Raw genomic sequence first — 24251 nt, forward strand, 5'->3', positions numbered from 1 at the left:
GGTCTCGCGGCCGGCAGCGGTTAGAGTCAGTGCGTGGCACAGCGACCCGGCTCCGATGCATCGCATCACGACGCCGGTAACGACGCCGGTCGCTATGTCCTCAGCGGACATTACGAACCACCGCCGCCGCCCGAACGGCCCGCTCCGCCTCGGCCCGCTCGCCGGCGCCGCCGGCTGCCGCGCTGGGGGTGGATCGCGATCATCGTCGCCGCGGTGGCGCTCGTCGTCGCCGGGATCGCCCTGGTGGTATCGCTCGTGATGGGCGGGGTGCAGGCGCTCACCGCACGGCCCCCGGGCGTCGGCACCGCTTTCGTCGCGCCCGCCGAGTCGAAAGCCGCGCGCGCCGCAGCCGAGGGCGGATCGGCGGACGAGGTCGCCGCCGCCGAGTATCTCGCCGCCCAGCCGACGGCGTACTGGCTCACCCCCGAGCAGGATCCCATCGGCGCGGTCGGCGAGCGCGTGCTGAACATCGCGGACGAGGCGCGCGAGTCGCGCACCGCGATGGCGGTCGTCGTCTACGGCCTGCCCGGCCGCGACTGCGGCAATCACTCCGCGGGCGGTCTCGACGAGGCCGACTACGAGACGTGGACGAAGCAGATCGGGACGGCGCTGCGTTCGGTTCCGGACGTGAAGAAGGTCGTGATCGTCGAGCCCGACAGCCTGGCCCTCGCCCCGCAGTGTGGAAACGTCGACGAGCGCGTCGACCAGCTGCGCGGGGCGCTCGGTCGTCTGACGGGCCCGGACACCTGGGTCTACGTCGACGGCGGGCACTCGAACTGGCTCGGCCCCGAGGTGATGGCGGGACTCATCGAGCGGGTCGCGGTCTCGGGGGTGCGCGGCTTCGTGACGAACGTGTCGAATTTCAACGACACCTACGACGAGTTCGCCTACGCCCACGCCCTGTCCGACCGCCTGGGCGGCATGCACGCCCTCGTCGACACCTCGCGCAACGGCGCGGGCGCTCCGGGTGACGGCGAATGGTGCAATCCGCCCGGGCGCACCGTGGGCGATCCGAGCGGCACGTTCGGTGACGACGTCGTCGACACGAACCTATGGATCAAGCCGCCGGGAGAGAGCGACGGACCGTGCAACGGCGGGCCCGCCGCTGGCGTCTGGTGGCCCGAAGGAGCCGTCGAGCTCACGCGCGGCGTCGCGCCCTGACTCTTCGGCGTTCCTCCGGGAGTGCCGCGTCGCTCGCGTGTGGCAAAATAACCCGAACCTGAGGGAGAAGAGTGACGAACATGATGTCCGAGCAGTTGAAGACGGCGGTCATCGTCGAGGACGATCCGGACATCCGTCATCTCCTCGTCGAGGTGCTCGAGGCAGCCGGATTCTCCACCGTCTCGGTGGGCAACGGCATCGACGGCATCCAAGCCGTGCTGTCGTACCGGCCGTTGCTGACGACGCTGGACGTCAACATGCCCGGCATCGACGGCTTCGAGGCCGCGCGGCGGATCCGCGCGCAGAGCGACACATACATCATCATGCTCACCGGGCTCTCCGAGGAGGCGGATGTCGTGCTCGGACTCGGCGCCGGCGCCGACGAGTACATCGTCAAGCCCTTCCGCCCGCGCGAGTTCCGGGCGCGGGTCGACGCGCTGCTGCGGCGTCCGCGCGCCGCCGCTCCGCAGCAGACCCCCCAGCAGGACTCGGTCGGCCCGTCGTTCCCGGGCGCACGCCCCGCTCCGTCCGCCCCGGCTCCCGGCCCCGCCGAGAACGCACCTCTGTCGTACGAGGAGTACCTCGCCCGCTTCCCGGGCTCCGCCCCGCAGCAGCCCGCCCCGCCGCAGTACGCACCGCCGCCCGCGCCCCCGCAGTCATCACCGCCGCAGCAGCAGCAGGTGATCGTGCACCACCCGAGCGACGCCCCGGCACCGGCACCGGCACCGGCACCGGCGCCCGGCGCCGACATCGTGGTGCACCAGCCCGGCGGCGATCTCGTGCCGACCACGGGCGACCACTGGCTGACGCACCGCGACCTGCAGGTCGACACCGACACGCGGCTCGCCTACATCGCCGGCCGCGAGCTGGAGCTCACCCGCACCGAGTTCGATCTGCTCTCGACGCTGATGGCCTCCAAGCGCCGGGTCAGGTCGAAGGCCGACCTGACGCTCGTCCTGCGCGGCGAGTCCTACGTCACGAGCTATTTCGTCGGCGAGGCCGACAAGCGGGCGATCGAGGCGCACATGACCAACCTCCGTCGCAAGCTGAGCGACAGCCCGACGACCCCGCGGTACATCGAGACCGTCCGGGGTGTCGGGTATCGCATGACGTCGGAGGCCGCCGCAGCGGTCTGAACCGGCGGACCCGACTCCCGGTTCAGACCTTGTAGCCGTTCTGGCGGCGGACCAGCTTGGAGAACATCAGCAGGGTCTGCAGCACGGTGACGACACCGACGATCGGCCATCCGATCCACAGGATCGACGACTGCGCGACGGGGCCGATGATGTTCCACACGACGGCCATCGCCAGCAGCACCGCGGCGAGGATCACCAGCGGCATCCAGTGACCGATGCTGCCGCCGCCGCTCTCGGCCTTGGCCTGCATCGCCCAGTTGTCGACCTTCTTCTTCGACAGGAAGCGCGACCACGAGCGCATGAAGTGGCCGAGCCGGATCCACATGAACGCCTCGGCGGGGAACACCAGGATGGCGAAGAGGATGTCGCGCTGATTGTGGTCCTTGATACTGCGGGCCATGCGCAGGTTCAGCAGCACGGCGACCAGAGGCGGGATCAACCAGAGCGGGGAGAAGACGAACGCGTTGATGGACAGCGAGCCGGCGAGCAGGATGAGGAACGCGACGCGCACGAACAGGTTCGTCAGCATCCCGAAGTTCTCGAACCAGCGCAGGCGCAGGTTCGGATGGAACGGCTGCCCCTTCGTGTCGCCGCGCTGGCCCGGCCACATCAGCTCGATGGCACCGTAGGTCCACTTCACCTGCTGGGCGTCGTAACCCTTCAGGGTCGTCATTCCGCCGACGTTCGCGCGGGCGTACGGGCTGATCTTCGTCAGGTAGCCCGCGCTCTTGATCTGGAGCGACAGCAGCGAGTCCTCGACCTCGGAATCCTTCACCCACGGGGTCGACTGGTGGTTCTGCTTCATCGCGTCGCGCAGCGCGTTCGTCGAGAAGATCGAGAACTGCCCGCCCAGCACGGCCATGTTGCGGCCGCGCAGCAGGTTCTGCATGTTGAAGGCGGCGAACTGGGTGCGCTGACCGGCGATGAGGAACTTCGCGATCGTCCCCTTGATGGGCTTGTCGTCGATCGAGTAGATCGCCGAGATGCCGCCGATGCGCGAGTCGCCGACGGCCTCCGACTCGAGGTACTCCACGGCACGCGAGTCGGCGATCGTGTCACCGTCGACGCCGAGCAGGTAGTCGTACCCCTCGACGAGCGAGTAGCCGTAGTTGAGCGCGCCGACCTTCTTGTCGGGGTTCTTACCGATGTCGTGGACGAACACCTCGGTGAACTGCGTGCCGAGCTCGGTCGTGACCTCGTGGGGCCCGGCGTACGCAGCGGCGATCTTCACGGTGTTGTCGGAGGTGTTGTTCGCGATGACGTGGATGACGTCCGGCACGCGGGTCTGCGCGAGCAGGCCCTCGATCACGTCGGCGATCGACTCCTCCTCGTTGTACGCGGGGATGACGCAGCCGATCGTGGAGCGGTGGACGGTGGTGTTCTCGAGGACCGACTCGAAGTCGTCGGGGAATGCCGTCGCGAAGTGATCCGCCAGCTGCACCGGCGCCTCCGGGGCGGGGCGCTGCGGCTGCGCGAACGCCGGGTTCGGCGTGTACGGCGTGTACGGCGTCTGGGTCATGCGGTCACATCCTGTGCGAGGTGATGGGGCAGCTGTTGTCTGCCGCGATCCATTCTGGGGCGCCGTGTGTGCAGAGCGGACGAAGTCAACCGCAATTTCTGCGCAAGGAATGCGGGCGCCCGCGCCACCTCAGGGCGTGGTGCTGGGAGCCGGCGCGGGAACGGAGTCGGCCGCCTGCTCGTCGCTGAAGATCGCGACCGGCAGGTACTGGTAGACCGTCTGCTGGGAGAAGCTCGCATCGTCGTTCGCGTTGCCCTCGACCCACACGGTCATCGCGAACTCGAGCGTCATGCCGTAGGTGTCGGCAGGAAGCCCGTGGACGATGGTCTCGGGCACGTAGAGGCCGCCCTGGAAGCTGTTGAGCAGCAGACCCCGGTCGGAGCGGATCGTGTCGCTCGGAACGAGCGTGCGCGGGTCTGCGCTGAACTGGAACGGGTTCTGCACCTGCCCCGACGTCTGCGCGGTCTGCGAGGTGATCGAGATCGACGAGATGAACACGCGCCGTTTCTGCGACAGCACGGCCTTCTCGTCGACGCGCTTGTCGTGGACGTTGACCGCGAAGCCGAACGTCTTGTCCGCTCCGGGCGTCCATTCCTGCGTCCGCTTGGGATCCTGCGCCCACACGTCGAGGCGGAGCTCGAGGTCCTGCGCCACCTCGGACGAGAGCGACACCGATCCGTCATAGGTGAACTGGGAGTTGAACGCCATGCTGGGCGACTGCGAAGGCGCCGGTGCCGGCACAGCCGAGACCGGTTCACCTTGGACGGCGTTGATCATCCCCGTCAGTTCAGAGCAGCCCGAGAGCACGACGAGCGAGAGGGCGAGCGCGCCCGCGCGGAGCGTACGTGCGCGGAGGGTGGGGGTGCGGCGCGGAGACATGGCAGACCGGATTTCTCGAGGCGAGGGGCCAGCGTCGAATGTCGCGGGCCTCGCCATCCAAGCATCCCGGCGAGGACCGCCCCGGGCGCTTTGCGATCTCTTCAGGTCGCCTTGCGGCGACCTTGAGGTTTCAGCCGCCGTCGCTCTCGGCCGCCGCGATCGCGACCGTGATGCTGTCGGTCGCGGTCTGCTTCGCGAACTCGTCGGAGGTGGGGGTCGTCTGCACGAGGAAGTCGTACGTGAAGCGGATCGTGACGAACGTGGCCTCCGGCGGCACCTCGCCGACGTAGAACGTCTGCGAGTAGCTGTACGGCGAGAGCACGAGGTAGCCGGGATTGGTCGCCGACTGGTCGGATGTCGGTGCCAGCGGGCTGAGGTCGCCCTGCGCGTTGCCGGGCACGGCGATCATCGTCGCCTTCTGCAGGTAGACCTTCTGCCCGTCATCGGGGCTGACGGTCGTCACGAGGGAGAGGCTGACCGGCTTGAGGGCCGTCGCCGTCCACCGGTCCATCGACAGGTCGGACCAGTAGTTGAGCGATCCCGTCACGGCCCCGGCGGTCACCTGACGCTCGGTCGAGCCGCTCGAGAGGTCGTTCGGGACCGGGGGCGGCACAGCCGTGCGCGAGACGCTCGGCGAGGGCGCGGGGCCGCTCGCGTCTCCCCCGCCGCCGGAGGGGAGGTTCCACGGCGCTGGGCCGCATCCCACGAGAGCCACAGCCATCACCGCAGTCGCGGCGGCCGTCCCCCAGCGTCGCATCATGTCTCCTCCGCCTTCCCTCCCCGAGTGTACGGGGGAGCCGCGGAGCCGAGCGCCACAGCCGGGCGGGCTCGATCTCACGCGGGCTCGGCCGTGACCAGGATCGGCAGGTGGTCGCTCGCGCCCTGCGGCAGCGTCTGCACCCGCTCGATGTCGAATCCGACGCTCGTGGCGAAGTCGTAGTGACCGCGGAAGAACTTGTAGCGCGTGTAGGTGCGGGCGTCGCTGAGCGTCAGCTCGTACCCCTGCTTGCGCACGACCTGCCCGAGGTTCTCCTTGAACACCGGGTAGTTGTAGTCGCCGACCATGAGGATCGGCAGCCCCTCACCGAGCTCCGACAGGGCGCCCAGCGCCGCCTGGATCTGGTTGCGGCGCAGCGAGTTCAGCGCCGTCAGCGGCGCCGCATGGAAGCTCGCCACGATGACGTCACGGCCGTCGTCGATGTCCCGCAGCCGCACGCCGAGCATCCGTTCCTCGGCGGGCTTGAGGACGCGGTCGTGGAGCGACTTCTTCAACGCGAGCGAACGGACCTCGACCGCGCGGAAGGTGTTCTCCCGGTAGTAGACCGCCAGTCCCAGCCGGTTGCGCGCCGTCGCCTCGGCGAGCCGCAGCCCGCTGATCCGGTCGGGGATGCCGCTGGTGTCCGCTTCCTGCAGGCAGAGCACGTCTGCGCCGTGCTGCTCGACGAGTTCGGAGAGCTCGGAGGCGGCGCGGTGCTTGCGCAGGTTGTACGAGATGACCTTCATGGTGCCGCCAGGCTACGCCCGCTTCCTTTCGGTCAGGTGTCCGTTGCGCGGCGGGCGCGGGTCTGCTCCGCGCGTGCGGCGAGCAGATCGTCGGCGGGGTATCCGACCTCCGTGAGCGTGAGCCCGCGCGCCGCCAGCACCGCGAAGGCGCTCGTCCGTCGGTGCGCATCGCGGAGGACCGCGACGTCCTCGACGTCGAGCCGCCCCTCGCCCACCGCGACGCACGCGCCGACGAGGGCCCGCACCATGCTGTGGCAGAACGCGTCGGCCTTGACGTTGGCGACGAGCACACCGCTCTCGTCGCGCCGCCAGTCGAACTCGAGCAGCGTCCGGATCGTCGTCGCCTCGGGCCGCGGCTTGCAGTACGCGGCGAAATCGTGGAGGCCGGTCAGGCTGCGTGCGGCGGCATCCATCGCCGCGCCGTCGAGGGCCACCGGAACGAAGGTCGTGCGGAAGCGCTCGAGCGGGTCGTAGCCCGTCGTACGGTCGGCGACACGGTACGCGTAGCGTCGCCAGACCGCGGAGAACCGGGCGTCGAACCCCACCGGAGCAACGGATGTCGCCCGCACGTGGACGTCGGCGTAACGGCCCAGCACACCGTTCAAGCGCGCGGCGAGGGCGGCCGGCTCGGGGTCGCGGCCACGTCGCAGCCGCGCCTCCTGCGCGTCGCTCAGGTCGAGGTGCGCGACCTGACCCGAGGCGTGCACGCCGGCATCGGTACGGCCCGCGACGACGAGCTGCGCGTCGCCGCCGAGAACGCGGCTGACGGCCGCCTCGATCGACCCCTGAACTGTCCGCAGGCCCGGCTGGCGGGCCCAGCCCGAGAACCCCGATCCGTCGTAGGCGATGTCCAGTCTCAGGCGCACCCGATCAGTCTTCCAGCTCGGCGCGCGTGGGCGGATTGGCCCCGGGCCGCGACACCGTGATCGCCGCGGCGCGCGCCGCGACCCCCATCGCATCCGCGAGCGCGTCGGCGTCGGCGGGCAGGCCGCGGTCGACGAGAGTGGCGATCAGGCTCGCCATGAACGAGTCGCCCGCGCCGATCGTGTCGGCCACCGTCACCGCGACGCCGGCGACCTCGACGACCGCACCGTCGGGCGCCCGGCCGATCGCCCCCTCGCGGCCGCGCGTCATGACGACCGCCGCGGCGCCGAGGCCCGCGATCGTCTCGAGCACGCCGTCTGCATCGGCGCCGGGCCACAGCCATTCGGCATCCTCGTCGCTGAGCTTGACGAGATCGGCGGCCGCCGCGGCGCGGGCGAAGCGGGCCAGCGCCGTCTGGCGCGAGCCGACGAGCGCCGGCCGGATGTTCGGGTCCACGGTGACGATCGCTTCGCCGCGGGCGGCCTCCAGAGCCGCCAGGCAGGTCTCCCCGCCCGGATCGAGGAACAGGGCGATCGAGCCGGTGTGCACGAGAGCGGCGTCGCCGCGGGGCACGGGCGGTACAACGCCGGCCACGTCGAAGTCGTACTGCGCCGACCCGTCGGGACGGATGCGGGCGCGCGCCGTGTCGGTCGGCGCCTCGGTCCACGACGCCTCGGCGACCTCGGCGCCTGCCTCGCGCACGTGACGCGCGATCCGCTCGCCGCGCTCGTCCCGTCCCAGCCGCGTCGCCAGACGCACGGGAACGCCGAGGCGGGCGACGCCCACCGCGACGTTGGCGGGGCTGCCGCCGACGTGCTCGGCCACACCGTCGTCGGTCTCGACGATGTCGACCAACGCCTCGCCCAGCACCAGGACCTCGGGAGCGCCCATGTTCCACCTGTTCTCGAAAGCCGATACGCGGGATCCGCGCATCTCCTCCGGTCTACCACATCGCCCCCAGGCGCCCGCTCTACACTGGGAGGCTGCCGCCGCCCGTCCCCCCGACGACCCCGGATACAGCCCGATGACTTCTCCGCTTCCTCCGCGCGCCCGCATCGCGGGACTCGACGGCCTGCGCGCCGTCGCCGTGGTGCTCGTCGTCGTCTACCACCTGTTCCCCGCGGCCTTCCTGCGCAGCGGTTACGTCGGCGTCGACGTCTTCTTCGTCATCTCCGGCTTCCTCATCACGACGCTGCTCCTGCGCGAACGCGCCCGCGAGGGCCGCATCCGGCTGCGGCGGTTCTGGACGCGGCGCGCGCGACGCCTGCTCCCGGCGCTCGCGACCGTCGTCACCGTCAGCGCCTCCCTCGCCTGGCTCGTCGGTGGCGACGTGCTGGTCGACATGGGCCTGCAGGTCCTCGGAGCCGCGACCTTCTCGTACAACTGGGTGTCGATGGCCGACGGCGGCACCTACTTCTCTGCGGCCGACCCGGAGATCTTCCGGAACCTTTGGTCGCTCGCGGTCGAGGAGCAGTTCTATCTGCTCTGGCCGCTGCTGGTGCCCCTCTTCCTGCTGCTTCCGGGCCGGCGCTCGCGCGCCGCGGTCGCCCTCGTCCTCGCGGCGCTGTCGGCCGCGTGGGCATCCGCGTGCGTCGCGGCGGGGGCCGACCTCACGCGGGTCTACTTCGGCACCGACACGCACGCCTTCGGGCTCCTCATCGGTGTCGCCGTCGCCTTCGCGCTGCACGGTCTCGTCGTGCGCCGCTCTTCGGTAGCCGGCGTCGGCCCGGTCTGGGGCGTCGTCGTCGGAGCGCTCGCCACCGCCGGGATCGTCACCGCGGCCGCCGCGGGCGGTGGGGAGGCCATCACCTTCCCGGCCTCGAGCCTCGCCGCGTCGCTCCTCACCGCCGTCGTGCTGCTGGTCGCGGCGTGGCCGGGCTCGTGGTTCGGCCGGGCGCTGGATGTCGCACCGCTGCGCTGGCTGGGCGAGCGGTCGTACGCGGTGTACCTCTGGCACTGGCCGCTCCTCGTCCTGCTGTCGTTCCAGCTCGGCGGCGCCGGCCCCGAGGCGGGCGTCCCCGTCGCCACGGGTACGGTCGTCGCGATCGCCTCTGTCGCGCTGGCGGCGGCGTCCTACCGGTGGATCGAGCAGCCGGTGCGGCGTCACGGGTTCCGCGGCGCCTTCGCGATCGCGCGACGCGGGTTGCGATCGCGCCCGTCTCGCCGGGCAGCGACCCTGGCGGCCGCCACGGCTGCGGCCCTCGCCCTCGGCGGAACGACGGCCGCGGTCGCGGCGGCACCGCGCGAGACGACGAGCCAGAGCGCGGTCGACGCCGGGCGCGACGCCCTCACGCAGGCCGACCGGCATCCCACGCCTGCCCCCGCGCCGGGCGCGCAGACGGTCGACGGTACGCGCGTGAGCGCCGTCGGCGACTCGGTCATGCTCGCCTCCGCTCCCGGGCTGCTCCAAGCGATGCCGGGGATCGCGGTCGACGCCGAGGTGTCACGGTCGCTGTGGGCGGGCGTCCGCATCATCGACGACCTCGCGGCGTCCGGCGCCCTGCGCGAGTACGTCGTGGTCGGCCTCGGCACGAACGGCCCCGTCTCGACCGAGGCGCTGCAGCGCATCGCGGATGCGGCGGGACCCGAGCGCTACGTCATCCTCGTGAACGCCGCCGGCCCGCGCGACTGGATTCCCGGCGTCAACCGCGACCTCACCGCCTTCGCCGCCGCTCACCCTCGGGTGGCCGTCGCCGACTGGGCGGGTGCCGTCGCAGACCACACCGACCTGCTCGCGGGTGATCAGATCCATCCCGAGGCGGCCGGCGGCGACCTCTACGCGCGCACGGTGAAGCGTGCGGTGGACGGCGCCGCTACCCAGCTCGCGACGGCGCAGTGGGCCGCGGATCAGACGCGGACGACGCTGCTGGAGATCCTGGGACGCGCCGAGGATCGGTAATCGCGGATCGACGACCGCGGATCAGTACCGGCGCACCAGCACGCGCTCGCGCTCATAGGGTGTGAATCCGAGACCGCCGTAGAGCGTGTTCGCCCCGGTCGGACTCTCGGTGTCGACGTCGAGCACGGCTACGCCGAGCCCCGCGTCGCGCATCGCCGCGAGCGAGCGCGAGATCACGGCGGGGGCCAGGCCGCGCCGACGGTGCGAGCGGACGACCCCGACGAGGTCGATGTAGGCGTTCGGCCCGAGGACGTCGAAGTCTCCCTCGTTCACGGACGCGAGGCAGAACCCGACGATCCGCCCGTCGTCGAGTGCGAGCGTGCACAGGTCGGGCCGGAGGAACGGGCCGCCGATGAACTGCTGCCACCGCTCGGGCGGACTGGGGAGGCTCCCCCAGTGATCGCGGAACGCGTCGTTGCGCGCCAGCCGCGCGTCCTCCGCTCGATCGTCCGAGAACGGCACCAGCTCGATGCCGACGGGAGCGGGAACGCCGATGATCGGCTGCGTCAGATCGCGGTGCATCGTCGAGAACCAGCGCTCGGTGCGGTAGCCGAGCGATTCGGCGATGCGCTCGAGAGCCGTGTCCTTCTCCGACGCGTACACCTGGATCTCGGCGGGGCGGCTCGCGGCCGCGGCATCCGCTGCCACCGCCTCGCGCAGCTGCTCCTCGGCGCGCGCGTGCTGCCACGTCAACAGCGCCGTGCCGATCCCGCGCCCGCGCCGATCGGGCCGCACCGCACCGGTGAGATAGATGTGCAGATGCTCGTCGCGCGAGGGATGCAGGGTGACGGTGCCGACCGCGAGGGCTTCGCCGGCCTCGTCGAACGCGATCATCGTGTCGCGAGAGTGGTCGATGTGCGACAGCTCGAACGTCTCGGCGACCTCCTCGCGCGGCGTCGTCCACGTCGGGTGGTCTACCCGGTCGGCGGCCTCCAGGACGCCGTGGATGACGTCGATGTCATCCGAGGTCGCCGTGCGCCAGTGCGCTACGGCGGGGCAGGAGGGTGCGTTCGGCTCGTTCACCTCTCCAGCCTCGCACATCGGGCCCGCACCCTCCGGAGAGAGTGCGGGCCCGATGTCGGCGCGATGCGCTGGTTACTTCTTGTCGTCCTCGGCGGGAGCCTCAGCGGCGTCCTCGGCCGCAGCCTCGGCGGCTGCGCCCTCCTCCGGCGACTCGGCGCCGGCGTCGGCGGCCGTGTCGTCGGCGGGAGCCTCGGTGGTCTCCTCGACGGGAGCCTCCTCGACCGGAGCCTCAGCGGCAGGAGCGGCGGCAGCCGACTTCTTCGCGGACTTCGGCTTCGGGTTCACCGGCTCGAGAACGAGCTCGATGACGGCCATGGGGGCGTTGTCGCCCTTGCGGTTGCCGATCTTCGTGATGCGGGTGTAGCCACCCTCGCGCTCGGCGACCAGCGGAGCGATCTCGGCGAAGAGCTCGTGCACGACGCTCTTGTCGCCGATGACCGACGCGACGCGGCGGCGGGCGTGCAGGTCGCCGCGCTTGGCGAAGGTGACCAGGCGCTCGGCGTACGGACGCAGGCGCTTGGCCTTGGTCTCGGTCGTGGTGATCGACTTGTGCGTGAACAGGGCCGCGGCGAGGTTCGCGAGAAGCAGGCGCTCGTGTGCGGGGCCGCCTCCGAGGCGGGGACCCTTGGTGGGCTTAGGCATGTTTGATTACTCCAGGAAGAAAAGGGGGCTCAGAGGTTCTCGTCGTCGTATCCGCCGTAGAAGTGCGCACCGTCGAACCCGGGAACCGAGTCCTTCAGCGACAGGCCGAGGGAGACGAGCTTGTCGCGCACCTCGTCGACCGACTTCTGACCGAAGTTGCGGATGTTCATGAGCTGGGTCTCCGAGAGGGCGACCAGCTCGGACACCGTGTTGATGCCCTCGCGCTTGAGGCAGTTGTACGAACGGACCGACAGGTCGAGGTCCTCGATCGGCATCGACAGCTCGTTGGTGAGGACCTCGGCGACCGGCGCGGGGCCGATCTCGATGCCCTCGGCCTCGACGTTCAGCTCGCGGGCGAGACCGAACAGCTCGACGAGCGTGCGACCGGCCGATGCGACGGCGTCGCGCGGCGAGATGGACGCCTTCGACTCGACGTCGAGGACAAGCTTGTCGAAGTCGGTGCGCTCACCGGCACGAGTCGCCTCGACGCGGTAGCTGACCTTGAGCACGGGCGAGTAGATCGAGTCGATCGGGATCTGACCGGCCTCGGCGTACTCGTTGCGGTTCTGCGTCGCCGAGACGTAGCCGCGACCGCGCTCGATGACGAGCTCGAGCTCGAACTTCGCGCTGTCGTTGAGCGTCGCGATGACCAGGTCGGGGTTGTGGACCTCGACACCGGCCGGAGCCGAGATGTCGGCGGCCGTGACCTCACCGGCACCGGTCTTGCGCAGGTACGCCGTGATGGGCTCGTCGCGCTCGGACGAGACGACCAGCTGCTTGATGTTGAGGATGATCTCGGTGACATCCTCCTTCACGCCCGGGATGGTGCTGAACTCGTGCAGCACACCGTCGAAGCGGATGCTGGTGACGGCGGCACCCGGGATGGACGACAGCAGGCTGCGGCGCAGCGCGTTGCCGATGGTGTAGCCGAAGCCGGGCTCGAGCGGCTCGACGACGAACCGGCTGCGGAACTCGCCGATCTTCTCCTCGGTCAGAGTGGGACGCTGTGCGATGAGCACTATGTGTTCCTTTCGATCACGTGACCGCTATATGACACGTGCATTTCAGTGAGGTGTTGAGTTTTCAAGGAAACGACGGAAGTCCGGATGCCGCGAGGTGCGGCATCCGGATCCGTGTCAGCTCAGACGCGGCGGCGCTTGGGGGGACGGCAGCCGTTGTGGGCCTGGGGGGTGACGTCCTGGATGGACCCCACCTCGAGGCCGGCGGCCGTCAGCGAGCGGATCGCGGTCTCACGGCCCGAACCGGGGCCCTTGACGAAGACGTCGACCTTCTTGACGCCGTGCTCCTGCGCCTGACGCGCAGCGGACTCGGCGGCCATGCCGGCGGCGTAGGGGGTCGACTTGCGCGAGCCCTTGAAGCCGACGCCACCCGAGGAGGCCCAGCTGATGACGGCGCCCGACGGGTCGGTGATCGAGACGATCGTGTTGTTGAACGTCGACTTGATGTGGGCGTGGCCCAACGCGATGTTCTTCTTCTCCTTGCGGCGCGGCTTGCGCGCTGCGGACTTGGCCTGTGCCATGTGCGTATTCTCCTAAACCTGTGGGGGCCGCGCCTTAGCGCGCCTTCTTCTTGCCGGCGACGGTGCGCTTGGGACCCTTGCGCGTACGCGCGTTGGTCTTGGTGCGCTGACCGCGCACGGGCAGGCCACGGCGGTGGCGCAGACCCTCGTAGGAACCGATCTCGACCTTGCGGCGGATGTCGGCGGCGACCTCGCGGCGCAGGTCACCCTCCACCTTGTAGTTGCCCTCGATGTAGTCGCGGAGCGCGACGAGCTGGTCGTCGGTGAGGTCCTTGACGCGGATGTTCTCGTCGATCTCCGTCGCAGCGAGGATCTCGTTCGAACGGGTACGGCCCACGCCGTAGATGTACGTGAGGGCGATCACCACGCGCTTGTCGCGCGGGATGTCAACGCCGGCAAGACGTGCCATGCGGTTCTCCTAGGAGTAATCGAAGGTGTGGAGCAGGATCGGTGCTCGGGCCTTCGTCCCGAGGTGTCCCCCGCCGGCGGCGCCGTACGGGTTCTGATCTGCCTGAGGTGTATTGAGTTGTCGTCGTACCGGGTGCCGCGCGGACGCGGCATCCGATCAGCCCTGGCGCTGCTTGTGACGCGGGTTCGACTTGCAGATGACCATGACGCGACCGTGGCGACGGATGACCTTGCAGTGGTCGCAGATGGGCTTGACGGAGGGGTTGACCTTCATGATGTTCCTGATTCGCTGTCTTCGCCGACGGAGCAGAGGCTCCGGGGCGTTACTTCTCGACCGGCGTGCGCTGGGCTCAGCGGTAGCGGTAGACGATGCGGCCGCGCGTCAGGTCGTAGGGGCTGAGCTCCACGACCACACGGTCTTCGGGGATGATGCGGATGTAGTTCTGCCGCATCTTGCCCGAGATCGTTGCGAGGACCTTGTGTCCGTTGCTCAGCTCGACGCGGAACATCGCGTTGGGCAGGGCCTCGGAGATCACGCCCTCGATCTCGATGACACCGTCTTTCTTCGCCATACGCTCGCTTACAGTTGTGCAGGCCGGTCGGTCTGCGTTGGATGGGATTTTCGGTGACACGCCAAGAGAGGCGCAACGCACCAAAGAGCAAGCATACGCGCTACCGCACGCTCCGGCAACTCGCCGTATCTCGCACGGCGCGTCGCCCGCCCCCACTCAGTTGAAGAGCGTGGCGAACGAGCCGCGTGCCGGGATGGTGCTGTTCGAGATCGTCTCACCGTTGACCGCGATCGTCGGCGTTCCGATACCGCTGGCACCGGGCTGGATCGGCGTCTCCTTGGTCTTCGCGGTGACGAACGAGGCGTAGGTACGATCCGTGACGCACGAGTCGATGCCGGTTACGCCGGCGTCCGAGGCGATCTGGAGGATCTGATCGTCGGTCAGACCCGTCGACTGCTCGGCGGGCTGCTGTTCGAACATCGCCTGCATGAACGGCACCGCCGCGTCGGGGTCCGCCTCCGCGACGCAGTACATCGCATTGGCCGCGCGGGTCGAGTACTCCGTGCCCTGCGAGTAGCGGTCGAGGATCGAGATGGGGTGGATGTTCAGCGTGATCGTGCCGTCGTTGACGAGATCGAGGATCTCGGGACCGTACGTCGTCTCGAATTGGCCGCAGATCGGGCACATGAAGTCGATGTACGTGTCGAGGGTCTGCGATCCCTCACCGACCACGACGGCGCCGGTCTCCTGGTTGATGCCGGATCCCGTCGGCGGGGTGCCCGGGTCGGTCGCGCTGTTGTTCATCCACACGACCAGCGCGACGATGAGAGCCACGACGACCACCACGGCCGTCGACACCCAGATCGCGAACCAGTTGGTCTTACCCGTCGCCGCAGCAGCCATCACTTCTCTCCTCAGCCGATTTCCGTCGGCACGATTCCATACGGAGCAAGCCCCGCGGCGCCACCGTCGGGCGCCGTGAGAACCCAGATGCCCCCATCATGCACCGCGACGCTATGTTCCCAATGGGAGCCGTCCGAGCCGTCGATCGTCGACACGGTCCAGTCGTCGTCCTCGGTGAAGGTCTCCTCCGAGCCGGCCACGACCATGGGCTCGATCGCGAGGACGAGACCCGGCTTCACCTCGGGCCCGAGATCGGCGACGCGGTAGTTGAACACCGACGGCGCCTCGTGCATCTTGCGTCCGATGCCGTGCCCGACGTAGTCGCGCAGGATGCCGTAGCCCTCACCGGACGACTCGATGGAGGTCTGGATCGCGTCGCCGATCTCGCCGATGCGCTTCGCGTTCGCCATCGCGGCGATGCCCGCCCACAGCGACTCCTCGGTGACCTGCGACAGCCGCTCCCGCGCGGCGACCAGCTCGGGCCGGTCCGGGTCGGGGATGACGATCGTGAAAGCGGAGTCGCCGTTCCAGCCGCGGAACTGCGCCCCGGCGTCGATCGACAGGATGTCTCCGGGCTCGAGCGGGCGCGCGCCCGGGATCCCATGCACGACCTGCTCGTTCACCGACGCGCACACCGTGTGGCGATACCCGCGCACGAGCTGGAAGTTCGACTCCGCGCCGCGCGAGCGGATCACGTCGGCCGCAATGGCGTCGAGCTCGAGCGTGGTCACGCCGGGCGCGACGTGCTCGCGCACCGCCTGCAACGCAGCGGCCGTGATCAGGCCCGGCTCGACCATCGCCTGCAGCTGAGCGGGCGACTTGTAGATGGAGCGGCGGCCGATCACGCCGTGATGCCGCGGGCGGTCAGCGCCGCGGTGATCCGCTCGGTGATCTCGTCGAGCGAGCCGACGCCGTCGATCTGGTCGACGATGCCGCGCTCGCGGAACACGTCGAGGATCGGCGCGGTCTCGTTCTCGTAGATCGAGAGTCGCTTGGCGATGGACTCCTCGTTGTCGTCATCGCGGCCCTGCTCCGCGGCGCGCTTGGACAGCCGCGCGATCGACTCCTCTCGGGGCACGACGAGCTCGATGACACCCGTCAGCTCCTCACCGCGGCCACCCAGGAACGCGTCGAGGTCGGCCACCTGCGCGAGGTTCCGGGGGTAACCGTCGAGCAGGAACCCGCCGGCGGCGTCACCCTGCGCGAGCCGGTCGCGCACGATCGCGCTCGTCAGTTCGTCGGGCACCAGGTCGCCGGAGTCGATGATCGCTTTGACCTGCTGTCCGAGCTCGGTGCCCTCTTTGACGTTCGCCCGGAAGACGTCGCCCGTCGAGACGGCGGGGACACCGAGCGCTTCGGCGATGCGCACTCCCTGAGTGCCCTTGCCCGAGCCCTGCGGCCCGACGATCAGGAGACGTGCAGCCGTCATCGCAGCAACCCTTCGTAGTGACGCTGCTGGAGCTGCGCGTCGATCTGCTTCACCGTCTCGAGACCGACGCCCACGATGATGAGGATCGATGCGCCGCCGAACGGGAAGTTCTGGTTCGCACCGACCGTCGCGAGCGCGATCAGCGGGAGCAGGGCGATGAGACCCAGGTAGATCGAGCCGGGAGCGGTGATGCGGGTGAGGACGTAGTCGAGGTACTCCGCCGTGGGCCGGCCGGCACGGATGCCGGGGATGAAGCCGCCGTACTTCTTCATGTTGTCGGCGACGTCGACCGGGTTGAACGTGATCGCGACGTAGAAGTACGTGAATCCAATGATCAGCAGGAAGTACACCGCCATGTAGAGCGGGTGGTCGCCGGTCGTGAAGTACTGCTGGATCCACGCGACCCAGCCGGGCACGTTGCCGTCGGCATCCGGGTTCTGGTTGAACTGCGCGATGAGCGCCGGGATGTACAGCAGCGACGAGGCGAAGATGACCGGGACGACACCGGCCATGTTGACCTTGATCGGGATATACGTGTTCGTGCCGCCGTACGTGCGACGTCCCACCATCCGCTTGGCGTACTGGACGGGGATCCGCCGCTGCGACTGCTCGACGAAGACGACGAGGGCCACGACGACGATGCCGACGGCCAGCACGAGGAGGAAGACCTCGAAGCCGCGGGCGACCGCGATCGACCACAGTGCCGCCGGGAACGTCGCCGCGATCGAGGTGAAGATGAGGATCGACATGCCGTTGCCGACGCCGCGCTCGGTGACGAGCTCGGCGAACCACATGATGAGGCCCGTGCCGGCGGTCATCGTGATGATCATGAGGAGCTGGGCGTACCAGGCCTCGGAGGTCACCAGCTGCGCGCACTCGGGGACCCCGGTCACCGGGATCAGCTGACCCGAGCGTGCGACCGTCACGAGCGTCGTGGACTGCAGCAGAGCCAGCGCGATGGTGAGGTAGCGGGTGTACTGCGTGAGCTTCGCCTGGCCCGACTGGCCCTCCTTGTAGAGGGTCTCGAAGTGAGGGATGACAACGCGCAGCAACTGCACGATGATCGTCGCGGTGATGTAGGGCATCACGCCGAGCGCGAAGATCGACAGCTGCAGCAGCGCACCGCCCGAGAACAGGTTCACGAGCGAGAGCAGGCCCTGGGCGGTCCCGCTCTGATCGAGACAACTCTGCACGTTCGGGAAGTTCACGAACGGCGTCGGCACGTGCGCGCCCAGGCGGTAGATGGCGATGATCGCCAGGGTGAAGCCGATCTTCCGCCGGAGATCCGGAGTGCGGAAGACCCGCGCTATGGCGCTGAACAAGTGGATTCCTCCCAAGGGATGGGCGGCGTCTCGGGAAGACACCGTCAACCAGGGTATCCCAGGCCGTTCACAGGCGCGCCTCGGATACGACGAAGCGAGGGCCGGAGCGAACTCCGGCCCTCGCTGGCGAATTACTTGATGGAACCGCCGGCTGCGACGATCTTCTGCTCGGCAGAGCCCGAGACCTTGTCGACCGACACGTTCAGCGCCACCGAGATGTCGCCGGTGCCGAGCACCTTGACCTTCTCGTTCTTGCGGACGGCACCCTTGGCGACGAGGTCGCTGATGGTGACGTCGCCGCCCTGCGGGTACAGCTCCGCGAGCTTGTCCAGGTTCACGACCTGGTACTCGACGCGGAACGGGTTCTTGAACCCGCGCAGCTTGGGGGTGCGCATGTGGAGCGGCATCTGGCCACCCTCGAAGCCCACCTTGACCTGGTAGCGAGCCTTCGTACCCTTGGTACCGCGGCCCGCCGTCTTGCCCTTGGAGCCCTCACCGCGACCGACACGGGTCTTCGCGGTGTTGGACCCGGGGACCGGACGCAGGTGGTGCACCTTCAGCACACCGGGGCGAGCGGCCGTGGTCTCGGCCTTCGCCTTCTTGTCGTCCTTCTTCTCAGCCATCAGTCGATCTCCTCAACCTTCACGAGGTGCGCGACGGTCTTGACGTATCCGCGCGTCTGCGCGTCGTCGGGACGGACGACCGAGTCGCCGATCCGCTTGAGACCCAGCGAACGCAGCGTGTCGCGCTGGTTCTGCTTCTCGCTCACCTTGGACTTGACCTGGGTGACCTTCAGTCGAGCGGCCATCAGGCACCTACCTTCTGTGCGGCGTTCGCCTCGGCCTCAGCGCGCACGAGACGAGCCGGTGCGACCTGGTCGAAGTCCAGGCCACGGCGTGCGGCGACCGCACGGGGCTCCTCGAGCTGCTTCAGTGCCTCGACGGTCGCGTGCACAATGTTGATCGTGTTCGACGAGCCGAGCGACTTCGACAGGACGTCGTGGATACCGGCGCACTCGAGCACGGCGCGGACGGGACCACCGGCGATAACACCGGTACCGGCGGCGGCGGGGCGCAGGAGCACCACGCCGGCGGCTGCCTCACCCTGCACGGGGTGCGGGATGGTCGAGCCGGTGCGGGGAACGCGGAAGAAGTTGCGCTTGGCCTCTTCGACACCCTTCGAGATGGCGAGGGGGACCTCACGCGCCTTGCCGTAGCCGACGCCCACCAGACCGTTGCCGTCGCCGACGACGACGAGAGCGGTGAAGCTGAAGCGACGACCACCCTTGACGACCTTCGAGACGCGGTTGATGGTGACGACGCGCTCCAGGAACTGGCTCTTGTCGGCGTCGCGCGAACCGCGGTCGCGGTTGTTGCTGCGCTCGCGGCTGCCGCGGCGGGGCTCGCGGGCCTCGCGCTCGACGGGAGCGGTGCCGGCGGCCTGCTCGGTCGTAGCCTGTTCGGTCACAGGGTTCTCTCCGTTGTTGTTGGTCACTGCATCGCTCACAGGTTCAGACCTCCCTCGCGAGCGCCTTCGGCGATCGCTGCGACACGGCCCGCGTAGCGGTTGCCACCGCGGTCGAACACGACGTCTGCGACGCCGGCGGCCTTGGCGCGCTCGGCGACGAGCTCGCCGACCTTGCGGGCCTTGGCGGTCTTGTCACCGTCGAACGTGCGCAGGTCGGCCTCGAGGGTCGACGCCGAAGCCACGGTGTGGCCCTTGGCGTCGTCGACGAGCTGCACGAAGACGTGGCGGGCCGAGCGGGTCACGACCAGGCGCGGCCGGGCCTCGGTGCCCACGATCTTCTTGCGAAGGCGGGCGTGACGACGCGCACGCGCGTCGGACTTGCTCTTCACAGCCATGCTTACTTACCAGCCTTTCCGGCCTTGCGGCGGACGACCTCGCCCGCGTACCGCACACCCTTGCCCTTGTAGGGCTCGGGCTTGCGGATCTTGCGGATGTTGGCCGCGGTCTCGCCGACCGCCTGCTTGTCGATGCCGCTGACCGTGAGCTTGTTGTTGCCTTCGACGGTCAGGGTGATGCCGGCGGGCGCCTCGACGGTGACGGGGTGCGAGAAGCCGAGAGCGAACTCGACGGACGAGCCCTTCTGAGCGACGCGGTAACCGGTTCCGACGACCTCGAGACCCTTGGTGTAGCCCTGGGTCACGCCGATGATGTTGTTGTTGATCAGGGTGCGGGTCAGGCCGTGCAGGGCACGCGACTCGCGCTCGTCGTCCGGACGGGTGACGAGAACCTGGTTCTCCTCGACCTTGGCCTCGATGGGCTTGGCGACCGTCAGTCGCAGCTCGCCCTTGGGGCCCTTGACGAGGACGTCCTGTCCGGTGACCTCGACGGTCACACCGGCAGGGATGTCAATGGGAAGACGTCCAATACGCGACATCAGATCACCACACGTAGGCGAGGACTTCCCCGCCGACGCCCTTCGACTCGGCCTGGCGGTCCGTGAGGAGGCCAGAGGAGGTGGACAGGATCGCGACGCCCAGGCCACCGAGGACCGTGGGCAGCTCGGTCGACTTCGCGTACACGCGGAGACCGGGCTTGGAGACGCGCTTGATGCCGGCGATCGACCGCTCGCGGTTGGGGCCGTACTTCAGCGTCATGGTGAGGGTCTGGCCGACGCGGGCATCGGTGACCTCCCAGCTGGAGATGTAGCCCTCCTGCTTGAGGATCTCGGCGATGTTGGTCTTGAGCTTCGAGCTCGGGAGCGACACGGAGTCGTGGTGCGCCGAGTTCGCGTTGCGCAGACGGGTCAGCATATCTGCGACCGGGTCTGTCATCGTCATAGGTTTGTTCCTTCGATCATGAGGTTTCGACTGCCGTTACACGACAGGCGACCTTCGATGAATGTCCATATTCAGTTGTGCAGTCGTTCGGCCCCGGAGCATGCCCCGAGGCCGAACGATCGATTGTACCGGATTACGCCTGAGCGTCGTCCGACTTGAACGGGAAGCCCAGCTGGCGGAGCAGCGAGCGTCCCTCGTCATCCGTCTTCGCCGTGGTGACGATCGTGATGTCGAAACCGCGGACGCGGTCGATCCGGTCCTGGTTGATCTCGTGGAAGACCGCCTGCTCCTGCAGACCGAAGGTGTAGTTGCCGTGACCGTCGAACTGCTTGGGCGACAGACCGCGGAAGTCGCGGATGCGGGGCAGCGCGAGGTTCACGAGACGGTCGATGAACTCCCACGCACGGTCACCGCGGAGGGTGACGTGCGCGCCGATGGCCTGGCCCTCGCGCAGCTTGAACTGCGCGATGGACTTGCGGGCCTTCGTGACGATCGGCTTCTGACCCGTGATCTTCGTCAGGTCGTCCACGGCGCCGTCGATCACCTTGCTGTCGCGAGCTGCCTCGCCGACACCGGTGTTCACGACGACCTTCACGAGACCGGGGATCTGCATGACGTTGGCGTAGCCGAACTCGTCCTGCAGAGCCTTCTTGATCTCGCTCTGGTACTTCTGCTTCAGGCGGGGCTGGATCTTGCCAGCCGCCGCGGCAGTGGTGCTGCTCATATTCAGAGGTCCTTGCCGCTCTTCTTCGCGTAACGCACGCGGACGGTGCGCTTCACGCCGTCCTTCGTCTTCTCCTCGACGCGGTGACCGACGCGGGTCGGCTTCTTCGTCTCGGGGTCCACGAGCTGGACGTTCGAGATGTGGATGGGGGCCTCGATGGTCTCGATGCCACCCGTCTTGGTGCCACGCTGCGTCTGGCCGACGCGGGTGTGCTTGGTGGCGTAGTTGACGCCCTCGACGATGACGCGGTTCTGCTCGACGAGGACCTCGAGGACCTTGCCCTGCTTGCCACGGTCGCCGCCGCGCTCGGGCTTGGCGCCCGTGATGACCTGAACCAGGTCACCCTTCTTGATGTTCGCCATGATCAGATGACCTCCGGGGCGAGCGAGACGATCTTCATGAACTTCTTGTCGCGAAGCTCACGACCGACCGGTCCGAAGATGCGGGTGCCGCGGGGCTCCCCGTCGTTCTTCAGGATGACGGCGGCGTTCTCGTCGAACTTGATGTACGAGCCGTCGGGACGGCGCGTCTGCTTGACGGTGCGGACGATGACGGCCTTGACGACATCACCCTTCTTGACGTTGCCACCGGGGATCGCGTCCTTGACGGTGGCGACGATGATGTCGCCCAGTCCGGCGTACCGGCGGGCGGAGCCGCCGAGCACGCGGATGGTGAGCAGCTCCTTGGCGCCGGTGTTGTCGGCGACCTTGAGGCGGGATTCGGTCTGAATCATGAGATCACTTCGCCTTCTCGAGGACCTCGACCAGACGCCAGCGCTTGGTGGCGCTCAGCGGGCGAGTCTCGTTGATGAGGACGAGGTCGCCGATGCCGGCGGTGTTGGCCTCGTCGTGGGCCTTGACCTTCGACGTGCGGCGGATGACCTTGCCGTAGAGCGGGTGCTTCACGCGGTCCTCGACCTCGACGACGATCGTCTTGTCCATCTTGTCGCTCACGACGTAGCCGCGACGAGCCTTGCGGTAACCGCGGGCCTGCGGGTCGCGGACGTCGTGCTCGCCGTGCTCGTGGCCCTCGGCGACAGCCTCAGCGGCGTTCTTGTCGGTAGCCATTACTCGGTCTCTTCCTTCGCGGCCTCGGTGGCGTCATCCGCCTTCTTGGCCTTGGTCTTCTTCGCCTTCGGCGCCTCCGCGACGGGCGTGGCACGGATGCCGAGCTCGCGCTCGCGGATCACCGTGTAGAGCCGCGCGATGTCGCGCTTGACCGCACGGATGCGGCCGTGGCTCTCGAGCTGGCCGGTGGCCGACTGGAAGCGCAGGTTGAACAGCTCTTCCTTGGCCTTGCGCAGCTCCTCGACGAGGCGCTGGTCTTCGAACGTGTCGAGCTCGCTCGGGGCGAGCGTCTTGGTGCCGACAGCCATTACGCGTCGCCCTCCTCGCGCTTGATGATGCGTGCCTTCAGCGGCAGCTTGTGAATGGCACGGGTCAGGGCCTCGCGAGCGAGCTCCTCGTTGACTCCGGCGACCTCGAAGAGGACGCGACCCGGCTTGACGTTGGCGACCCACCACTCCGGCGAGCCCTTACCCGAACCCATGCGGGTTTCGGCGGGCTTCTTGGTGAGCGGACGGTCGGGGTAGACGTTGATCCACACCTTGCCGCCACGCTTGATGTGACGCGTCATGGCGATACGAGCGGACTCGATCTGACGGTTGGTCACGTAAGCGGGCGTGAGTGCCTGGATGCCGAACTCGCCGAAGGAGACCTTCGTGCCGCCGGTGGCCTGGCCATCGCGCTTGGGGTGGTGCTGCTTGCGGTACTTGACCTTACGGGGGATAAGCATCAGGCCGACGCTCCTTCTGCCACGGGGGCCTCGTTGCGGGGACCGCGACGGCGGTCACCGCGGTCGTCGCGACCGCGCGAGGTCTTCGGCGCGTTGGCCTGCTCGCGAGCGAGCTCCTTGGCCGTCAGGTCGCCCTTGTAGATCCAGACCTTCACACCGATGCGGCCGAAGGTGGTCTTGGCCTCGTAGAAGCCGTAGTCGATGTTCGCGCGGAGCGTGTGCAGGGGCACGCGGCCCTCGCGGTAGAACTCCGAGCGGCTCATCTCCGCGCCGCCGAGGCGGCCCGAGACCTGGATCCGGATGCCCTTGGCGCCGGCGCGCTGAGCGCCCTGCAGACCCTTGCGCATCGCGCGGCGGAACGCCACACGAGCCGAGAGCTGCTCGGCGATGCCCTGCGCGACGAGCTGGGCGTCGGCCTCGGGGTTCTTGACCTCGAGGATGTTGAGCTGGATCTGCTTGCCGGTGAGCTTCTCGAGGTCGGCGCGGATGCGCTCGGCCTCGGCGCCGCGGCGACCGATCACGATGCCCGGGCGGGCGGTGTGGATGTCGACGCGGACGCGGTCACGGGTGCGCTCGATCTCGATGTTGCTGACACCGGCGCGGTCGAGCGACGTGGTCAGCAGACGGCGGATCTTGATGTCCTCGGCGACGTAGTCGGCGTAACGCTGGCCCGGCTTGGTCGAGTCCGAGAACCAACGCGACACGTGGTCCGTGGTGATGCCGAGGCGGAAGCCGTACGGGTTGACTTTCTGTCCCATTACTTGCTCGCCTTCTTGCTCGTACCGGCGGCCGCGGCATCCGCGTTCTCCGGCGTCGACAGCACGACCGTGATGTGGCTCGTGCGCTTCTTGATCTGGAAGGCACGACCCTGGGCGCGGGGCTGGAAACGCTTGAGCGTCGTGCCCTCGTCGACGTACGCGTTCTTCACGTACAGGTCTGCATCGTCCAGGAACTCGTTGTCCTTGTCGGCCTTGACGCGAGCGTTCGCGACGGCCGAGGCGACGAGCTTGTAGATCGGCTCGCTGGCGCTCTGGGGTGCGAACTTCAGGATGGCGAGTGCCTCCTGAGCCTGCTTGCCCTTGATGAGCGCGACGACACGACGAGCCTTCTGAGGGGTCACGCGGATGTGCTTCACGCGCGCGGTGGATTCCACCATGTCTCTCCTCCTCTGTCCTCTCTGGAACTGCCC

Annotated in this window: 34 protein-coding genes; 3 read left to right on the top strand and 31 right to left on the bottom strand. The window is 68.6% G+C overall.

From position 1 onward, the window contains the following. The first annotated feature begins 33 nt into the window (after positions 1-33). A complete protein-coding gene (locus C1N74_RS13900; protein WP_237049144.1) occupies positions 34-1161 on the top strand; it encodes a glycoside hydrolase family 6 protein in 1128 nt (375 codons plus the stop codon). An 80-nt stretch (positions 1162-1241) separates the two neighbouring features. Beyond that, the gene (locus C1N74_RS13905; RefSeq protein WP_181405548.1) at positions 1242-2297 is read left to right on the top strand and encodes a response regulator transcription factor; all 1056 of its coding nucleotides are present in this window, start codon (positions 1242-1244) and stop codon (positions 2295-2297) included. A 22-nt stretch (positions 2298-2319) separates the two neighbouring features. Here C1N74_RS13905 and C1N74_RS13910 read toward each other — a convergent pair whose 3' ends face one another. The 6 genes from C1N74_RS13910 to C1N74_RS13935 all read right to left on the bottom strand — a co-directional run bounded on the left by C1N74_RS13910 (position 2320) and on the right by C1N74_RS13935 (position 7953). Continuing rightward, complete coding sequence (locus tag C1N74_RS13910; protein WP_064955462.1) at positions 2320-3816, bottom strand: glycosyltransferase; 1497 nt, start codon at positions 3814-3816, stop codon at positions 2320-2322. A 129-nt stretch (positions 3817-3945) separates the two neighbouring features. After that, entirely contained in the window at positions 3946-4695 is a 750-nt protein-coding gene (locus C1N74_RS13915) for a hypothetical protein (protein WP_023954089.1), read from the bottom strand. Between the two features lie 130 nt (positions 4696-4825). Beyond that, on the bottom strand, positions 4826-5455 hold the full coding sequence (locus C1N74_RS13920) for a hypothetical protein (RefSeq protein ID WP_064955463.1): 630 nt from the start codon (positions 5453-5455) through the stop codon (positions 4826-4828). A gap of 74 nt (positions 5456-5529) precedes the next feature. Further along, complete coding sequence (locus tag C1N74_RS13925) at positions 5530-6198, bottom strand: endonuclease/exonuclease/phosphatase family protein (RefSeq protein ID WP_023954087.1); 669 nt, start codon at positions 6196-6198, stop codon at positions 5530-5532. A 32-nt stretch (positions 6199-6230) separates the two neighbouring features. Then, positions 6231-7064: a tRNA pseudouridine(38-40) synthase TruA gene (gene truA / locus C1N74_RS13930; protein ID WP_137750762.1), complete on the bottom strand. Its 834-nt coding sequence runs from the start codon at positions 7062-7064 to the stop codon at positions 6231-6233. A 4-nt stretch (positions 7065-7068) separates the two neighbouring features. Beyond that, positions 7069-7953 carry a PfkB family carbohydrate kinase gene (locus C1N74_RS13935; RefSeq protein ID WP_071919058.1) on the bottom strand — a complete coding sequence of 295 codons (885 nt, stop codon included), beginning with the start codon at positions 7951-7953 and terminating at the stop codon, positions 7069-7071. Between the two features lie 133 nt (positions 7954-8086). On the opposite strand from C1N74_RS13935, the gene C1N74_RS13940 reads away from it, so the two are divergent. Next, a complete protein-coding gene (locus C1N74_RS13940; RefSeq protein ID WP_137750763.1) occupies positions 8087-9961 on the top strand; it encodes an acyltransferase family protein in 1875 nt (624 codons plus the stop codon). Between the two features lie 21 nt (positions 9962-9982). On the opposite strand, the gene C1N74_RS13945 is transcribed toward C1N74_RS13940, so the two are convergent. From C1N74_RS13945 to rplV, 25 genes are all read right to left on the bottom strand, one after another. Further along, positions 9983-10984 (bottom strand): GNAT family N-acetyltransferase, encoded by a 1002-nt coding sequence (locus tag C1N74_RS13945; protein WP_181405549.1) that lies wholly within the window; start codon positions 10982-10984, stop codon positions 9983-9985. Positions 10985-11056: 72 nt separating this feature from the next. Beyond that, complete coding sequence (gene rplQ / locus C1N74_RS13950; protein ID WP_023954082.1) at positions 11057-11626, bottom strand: 50S ribosomal protein L17; 570 nt, start codon at positions 11624-11626, stop codon at positions 11057-11059. A gap of 29 nt (positions 11627-11655) precedes the next feature. After that, positions 11656-12645, bottom strand: a complete 990-nt coding sequence (locus C1N74_RS13955) for a DNA-directed RNA polymerase subunit alpha (RefSeq protein WP_023954080.1) — start codon at positions 12643-12645, stop codon at positions 11656-11658. A 122-nt stretch (positions 12646-12767) separates the two neighbouring features. After that, complete coding sequence (gene rpsK, locus C1N74_RS13960) at positions 12768-13166, bottom strand: 30S ribosomal protein S11 (protein WP_023954078.1); 399 nt, start codon at positions 13164-13166, stop codon at positions 12768-12770. A gap of 34 nt (positions 13167-13200) precedes the next feature. Further along, on the bottom strand, positions 13201-13575 hold the full coding sequence (rpsM, locus tag C1N74_RS13965) for a 30S ribosomal protein S13 (RefSeq protein WP_023954076.1): 375 nt from the start codon (positions 13573-13575) through the stop codon (positions 13201-13203). A 156-nt stretch (positions 13576-13731) separates the two neighbouring features. Then, entirely contained in the window at positions 13732-13848 is a 117-nt protein-coding gene (gene rpmJ, locus C1N74_RS13970; RefSeq protein WP_005050492.1) for a 50S ribosomal protein L36, read from the bottom strand. Positions 13849-13924: 76 nt separating this feature from the next. Next, positions 13925-14146: a translation initiation factor IF-1 gene (infA, locus tag C1N74_RS13975; RefSeq protein WP_017201569.1), complete on the bottom strand. Its 222-nt coding sequence runs from the start codon at positions 14144-14146 to the stop codon at positions 13925-13927. Between the two features lie 156 nt (positions 14147-14302). Next, complete coding sequence (locus C1N74_RS13980) at positions 14303-14989, bottom strand: thioredoxin domain-containing protein (RefSeq protein WP_114598438.1); 687 nt, start codon at positions 14987-14989, stop codon at positions 14303-14305. 11 nt (positions 14990-15000) lie between these two features. Continuing rightward, positions 15001-15834, bottom strand: coding sequence for a type I methionyl aminopeptidase (gene map / locus C1N74_RS13985; RefSeq protein ID WP_181021946.1), 834 nt, complete (start codon positions 15832-15834; stop codon positions 15001-15003). Next, positions 15831-16418, bottom strand: a complete 588-nt coding sequence (locus tag C1N74_RS13990; RefSeq protein ID WP_137750765.1) for an adenylate kinase — start codon at positions 16416-16418, stop codon at positions 15831-15833. The genes map and C1N74_RS13990 overlap by 4 nt, the downstream gene beginning before the upstream one ends. Continuing rightward, positions 16415-17740: a preprotein translocase subunit SecY gene (gene secY, locus C1N74_RS13995; RefSeq protein WP_023954067.1), complete on the bottom strand. Its 1326-nt coding sequence runs from the start codon at positions 17738-17740 to the stop codon at positions 16415-16417. The genes C1N74_RS13990 and secY overlap by 4 nt, the downstream gene beginning before the upstream one ends. Before the next feature lie 131 nt (positions 17741-17871). Then, complete coding sequence (gene rplO, locus C1N74_RS14000; protein WP_023954063.1) at positions 17872-18363, bottom strand: 50S ribosomal protein L15; 492 nt, start codon at positions 18361-18363, stop codon at positions 17872-17874. Next, the gene (gene rpmD, locus C1N74_RS16465; protein WP_023954062.1) at positions 18363-18548 is read right to left on the bottom strand and encodes a 50S ribosomal protein L30; all 186 of its coding nucleotides are present in this window, start codon (positions 18546-18548) and stop codon (positions 18363-18365) included. The genes rplO and rpmD overlap by 1 nt, the downstream gene beginning before the upstream one ends. Further along, complete coding sequence (gene rpsE / locus C1N74_RS14005) at positions 18548-19246, bottom strand: 30S ribosomal protein S5 (protein ID WP_023954060.1); 699 nt, start codon at positions 19244-19246, stop codon at positions 18548-18550. Before rpsE ends, rpmD begins: the two co-directional genes overlap by 1 nt. Further along, positions 19243-19602, bottom strand: coding sequence for a 50S ribosomal protein L18 (gene rplR, locus C1N74_RS14010; RefSeq protein WP_023954058.1), 360 nt, complete (start codon positions 19600-19602; stop codon positions 19243-19245). The genes rpsE and rplR overlap by 4 nt, the downstream gene beginning before the upstream one ends. Before the next feature lie 2 nt (positions 19603-19604). Beyond that, entirely contained in the window at positions 19605-20141 is a 537-nt protein-coding gene (gene rplF, locus C1N74_RS14015) for a 50S ribosomal protein L6 (protein ID WP_023954056.1), read from the bottom strand. A 4-nt stretch (positions 20142-20145) separates the two neighbouring features. After that, the gene (gene rpsH, locus C1N74_RS14020; protein ID WP_023954054.1) at positions 20146-20544 is read right to left on the bottom strand and encodes a 30S ribosomal protein S8; all 399 of its coding nucleotides are present in this window, start codon (positions 20542-20544) and stop codon (positions 20146-20148) included. A gap of 133 nt (positions 20545-20677) precedes the next feature. Continuing rightward, positions 20678-21268, bottom strand: coding sequence for a 50S ribosomal protein L5 (gene rplE / locus C1N74_RS14025; RefSeq protein WP_023954052.1), 591 nt, complete (start codon positions 21266-21268; stop codon positions 20678-20680). Between the two features lie 2 nt (positions 21269-21270). After that, positions 21271-21630, bottom strand: coding sequence for a 50S ribosomal protein L24 (gene rplX, locus C1N74_RS14030; RefSeq protein ID WP_023954051.1), 360 nt, complete (start codon positions 21628-21630; stop codon positions 21271-21273). Positions 21631-21632: 2 nt separating this feature from the next. Beyond that, a complete protein-coding gene (rplN, locus tag C1N74_RS14035) occupies positions 21633-22001 on the bottom strand; it encodes a 50S ribosomal protein L14 (protein WP_023954050.1) in 369 nt (122 codons plus the stop codon). A 4-nt stretch (positions 22002-22005) separates the two neighbouring features. Continuing rightward, a complete protein-coding gene (rpsQ, locus tag C1N74_RS14040; protein ID WP_023954049.1) occupies positions 22006-22335 on the bottom strand; it encodes a 30S ribosomal protein S17 in 330 nt (109 codons plus the stop codon). Continuing rightward, positions 22335-22643: a 50S ribosomal protein L29 gene (gene rpmC / locus C1N74_RS14045; RefSeq protein ID WP_023954048.1), complete on the bottom strand. Its 309-nt coding sequence runs from the start codon at positions 22641-22643 to the stop codon at positions 22335-22337. Before rpmC ends, rpsQ begins: the two co-directional genes overlap by 1 nt. Further along, positions 22643-23062 (bottom strand): 50S ribosomal protein L16, encoded by a 420-nt coding sequence (gene rplP, locus C1N74_RS14050; protein ID WP_023954047.1) that lies wholly within the window; start codon positions 23060-23062, stop codon positions 22643-22645. The genes rpmC and rplP overlap by 1 nt, the downstream gene beginning before the upstream one ends. Then, entirely contained in the window at positions 23062-23820 is a 759-nt protein-coding gene (gene rpsC, locus C1N74_RS14055) for a 30S ribosomal protein S3 (protein ID WP_023954045.1), read from the bottom strand. The genes rplP and rpsC overlap by 1 nt, the downstream gene beginning before the upstream one ends. Further along, the gene (rplV, locus tag C1N74_RS14060; RefSeq protein WP_036304774.1) at positions 23820-24218 is read right to left on the bottom strand and encodes a 50S ribosomal protein L22; all 399 of its coding nucleotides are present in this window, start codon (positions 24216-24218) and stop codon (positions 23820-23822) included. Before rplV ends, rpsC begins: the two co-directional genes overlap by 1 nt. Positions 24219-24251 lie beyond the last annotated feature (33 nt).

It is taken from the genome of Microbacterium sp. SGAir0570, from assembly GCF_005491085.2.
In the GTDB taxonomy this organism is placed as follows: Bacteria; Actinomycetota; Actinomycetes; order Actinomycetales; family Microbacteriaceae; genus Microbacterium; species Microbacterium arborescens.

Coding starts and splice junctions, on each gene's coding strand:
- rpsM (WP_023954076.1), bottom strand. CDS start 13,575: ATGGCACGTCTTGCCGGCGTTGACATCCCGCGCGACAAGCGCGTGGTG.
- rplR (WP_023954058.1), bottom strand. CDS start 19,602: ATGGCTGTGAAGAGCAAGTCCGACGCGCGTGCGCGTCGTCACGCCCGC.
- C1N74_RS13920 (WP_064955463.1), bottom strand. CDS start 5,455: ATGATGCGACGCTGGGGGACGGCCGCCGCGACTGCGGTGATGGCTGTG.
- rpmD (WP_023954062.1), bottom strand. CDS start 18,548: ATGGCCGCTCGACTGAAGGTCACCCAGGTCAAGTCCAAGGTGAGCGAG.
- infA (WP_017201569.1), bottom strand. CDS start 14,146: ATGGCGAAGAAAGACGGTGTCATCGAGATCGAGGGCGTGATCTCCGAG.
- rpsC (WP_023954045.1), bottom strand. CDS start 23,820: ATGGGACAGAAAGTCAACCCGTACGGCTTCCGCCTCGGCATCACCACG.
- rplE (WP_023954052.1), bottom strand. CDS start 21,268: ATGAGCAGCACCACTGCCGCGGCGGCTGGCAAGATCCAGCCCCGCCTG.
- rpsQ (WP_023954049.1), bottom strand. CDS start 22,335: ATGGCTACCGACAAGAACGCCGCTGAGGCTGTCGCCGAGGGCCACGAG.
- rpmJ (WP_005050492.1), bottom strand. CDS start 13,848: ATGAAGGTCAACCCCTCCGTCAAGCCCATCTGCGACCACTGCAAGGTC.
- C1N74_RS13905 (WP_181405548.1), top strand. CDS start 1,242: ATGATGTCCGAGCAGTTGAAGACGGCGGTCATCGTCGAGGACGATCCG.
- rplN (WP_023954050.1), bottom strand. CDS start 22,001: ATGATTCAGACCGAATCCCGCCTCAAGGTCGCCGACAACACCGGCGCC.
- C1N74_RS13915 (WP_023954089.1), bottom strand. CDS start 4,695: ATGTCTCCGCGCCGCACCCCCACCCTCCGCGCACGTACGCTCCGCGCG.
- rplP (WP_023954047.1), bottom strand. CDS start 23,062: ATGCTTATCCCCCGTAAGGTCAAGTACCGCAAGCAGCACCACCCCAAG.
- rpmC (WP_023954048.1), bottom strand. CDS start 22,643: ATGGCTGTCGGCACCAAGACGCTCGCCCCGAGCGAGCTCGACACGTTC.
- C1N74_RS13990 (WP_137750765.1), bottom strand. CDS start 16,418: ATGACGGCTGCACGTCTCCTGATCGTCGGGCCGCAGGGCTCGGGCAAG.
- rpsK (WP_023954078.1), bottom strand. CDS start 13,166: ATGGCACAGGCCAAGTCCGCAGCGCGCAAGCCGCGCCGCAAGGAGAAG.
- C1N74_RS13940 (WP_137750763.1), top strand. CDS start 8,087: ATGACTTCTCCGCTTCCTCCGCGCGCCCGCATCGCGGGACTCGACGGC.
- C1N74_RS13980 (WP_114598438.1), bottom strand. CDS start 14,989: ATGGCTGCTGCGGCGACGGGTAAGACCAACTGGTTCGCGATCTGGGTG.
- C1N74_RS13935 (WP_071919058.1), bottom strand. CDS start 7,953: ATGGGCGCTCCCGAGGTCCTGGTGCTGGGCGAGGCGTTGGTCGACATC.
- rplO (WP_023954063.1), bottom strand. CDS start 18,363: ATGGCTGAGAAGAAGGACGACAAGAAGGCGAAGGCCGAGACCACGGCC.
- rplX (WP_023954051.1), bottom strand. CDS start 21,630: ATGGCGAACATCAAGAAGGGTGACCTGGTTCAGGTCATCACGGGCGCC.
- C1N74_RS13910 (WP_064955462.1), bottom strand. CDS start 3,816: ATGACCCAGACGCCGTACACGCCGTACACGCCGAACCCGGCGTTCGCG.
- rpsH (WP_023954054.1), bottom strand. CDS start 20,544: ATGACGATGACAGACCCGGTCGCAGATATGCTGACCCGTCTGCGCAAC.
- rplV (WP_036304774.1), bottom strand. CDS start 24,218: ATGGTGGAATCCACCGCGCGCGTGAAGCACATCCGCGTGACCCCTCAG.
- rplQ (WP_023954082.1), bottom strand. CDS start 11,626: ATGCCTAAGCCCACCAAGGGTCCCCGCCTCGGAGGCGGCCCCGCACAC.
- C1N74_RS13925 (WP_023954087.1), bottom strand. CDS start 6,198: ATGAAGGTCATCTCGTACAACCTGCGCAAGCACCGCGCCGCCTCCGAG.
- rplF (WP_023954056.1), bottom strand. CDS start 20,141: ATGTCGCGTATTGGACGTCTTCCCATTGACATCCCTGCCGGTGTGACC.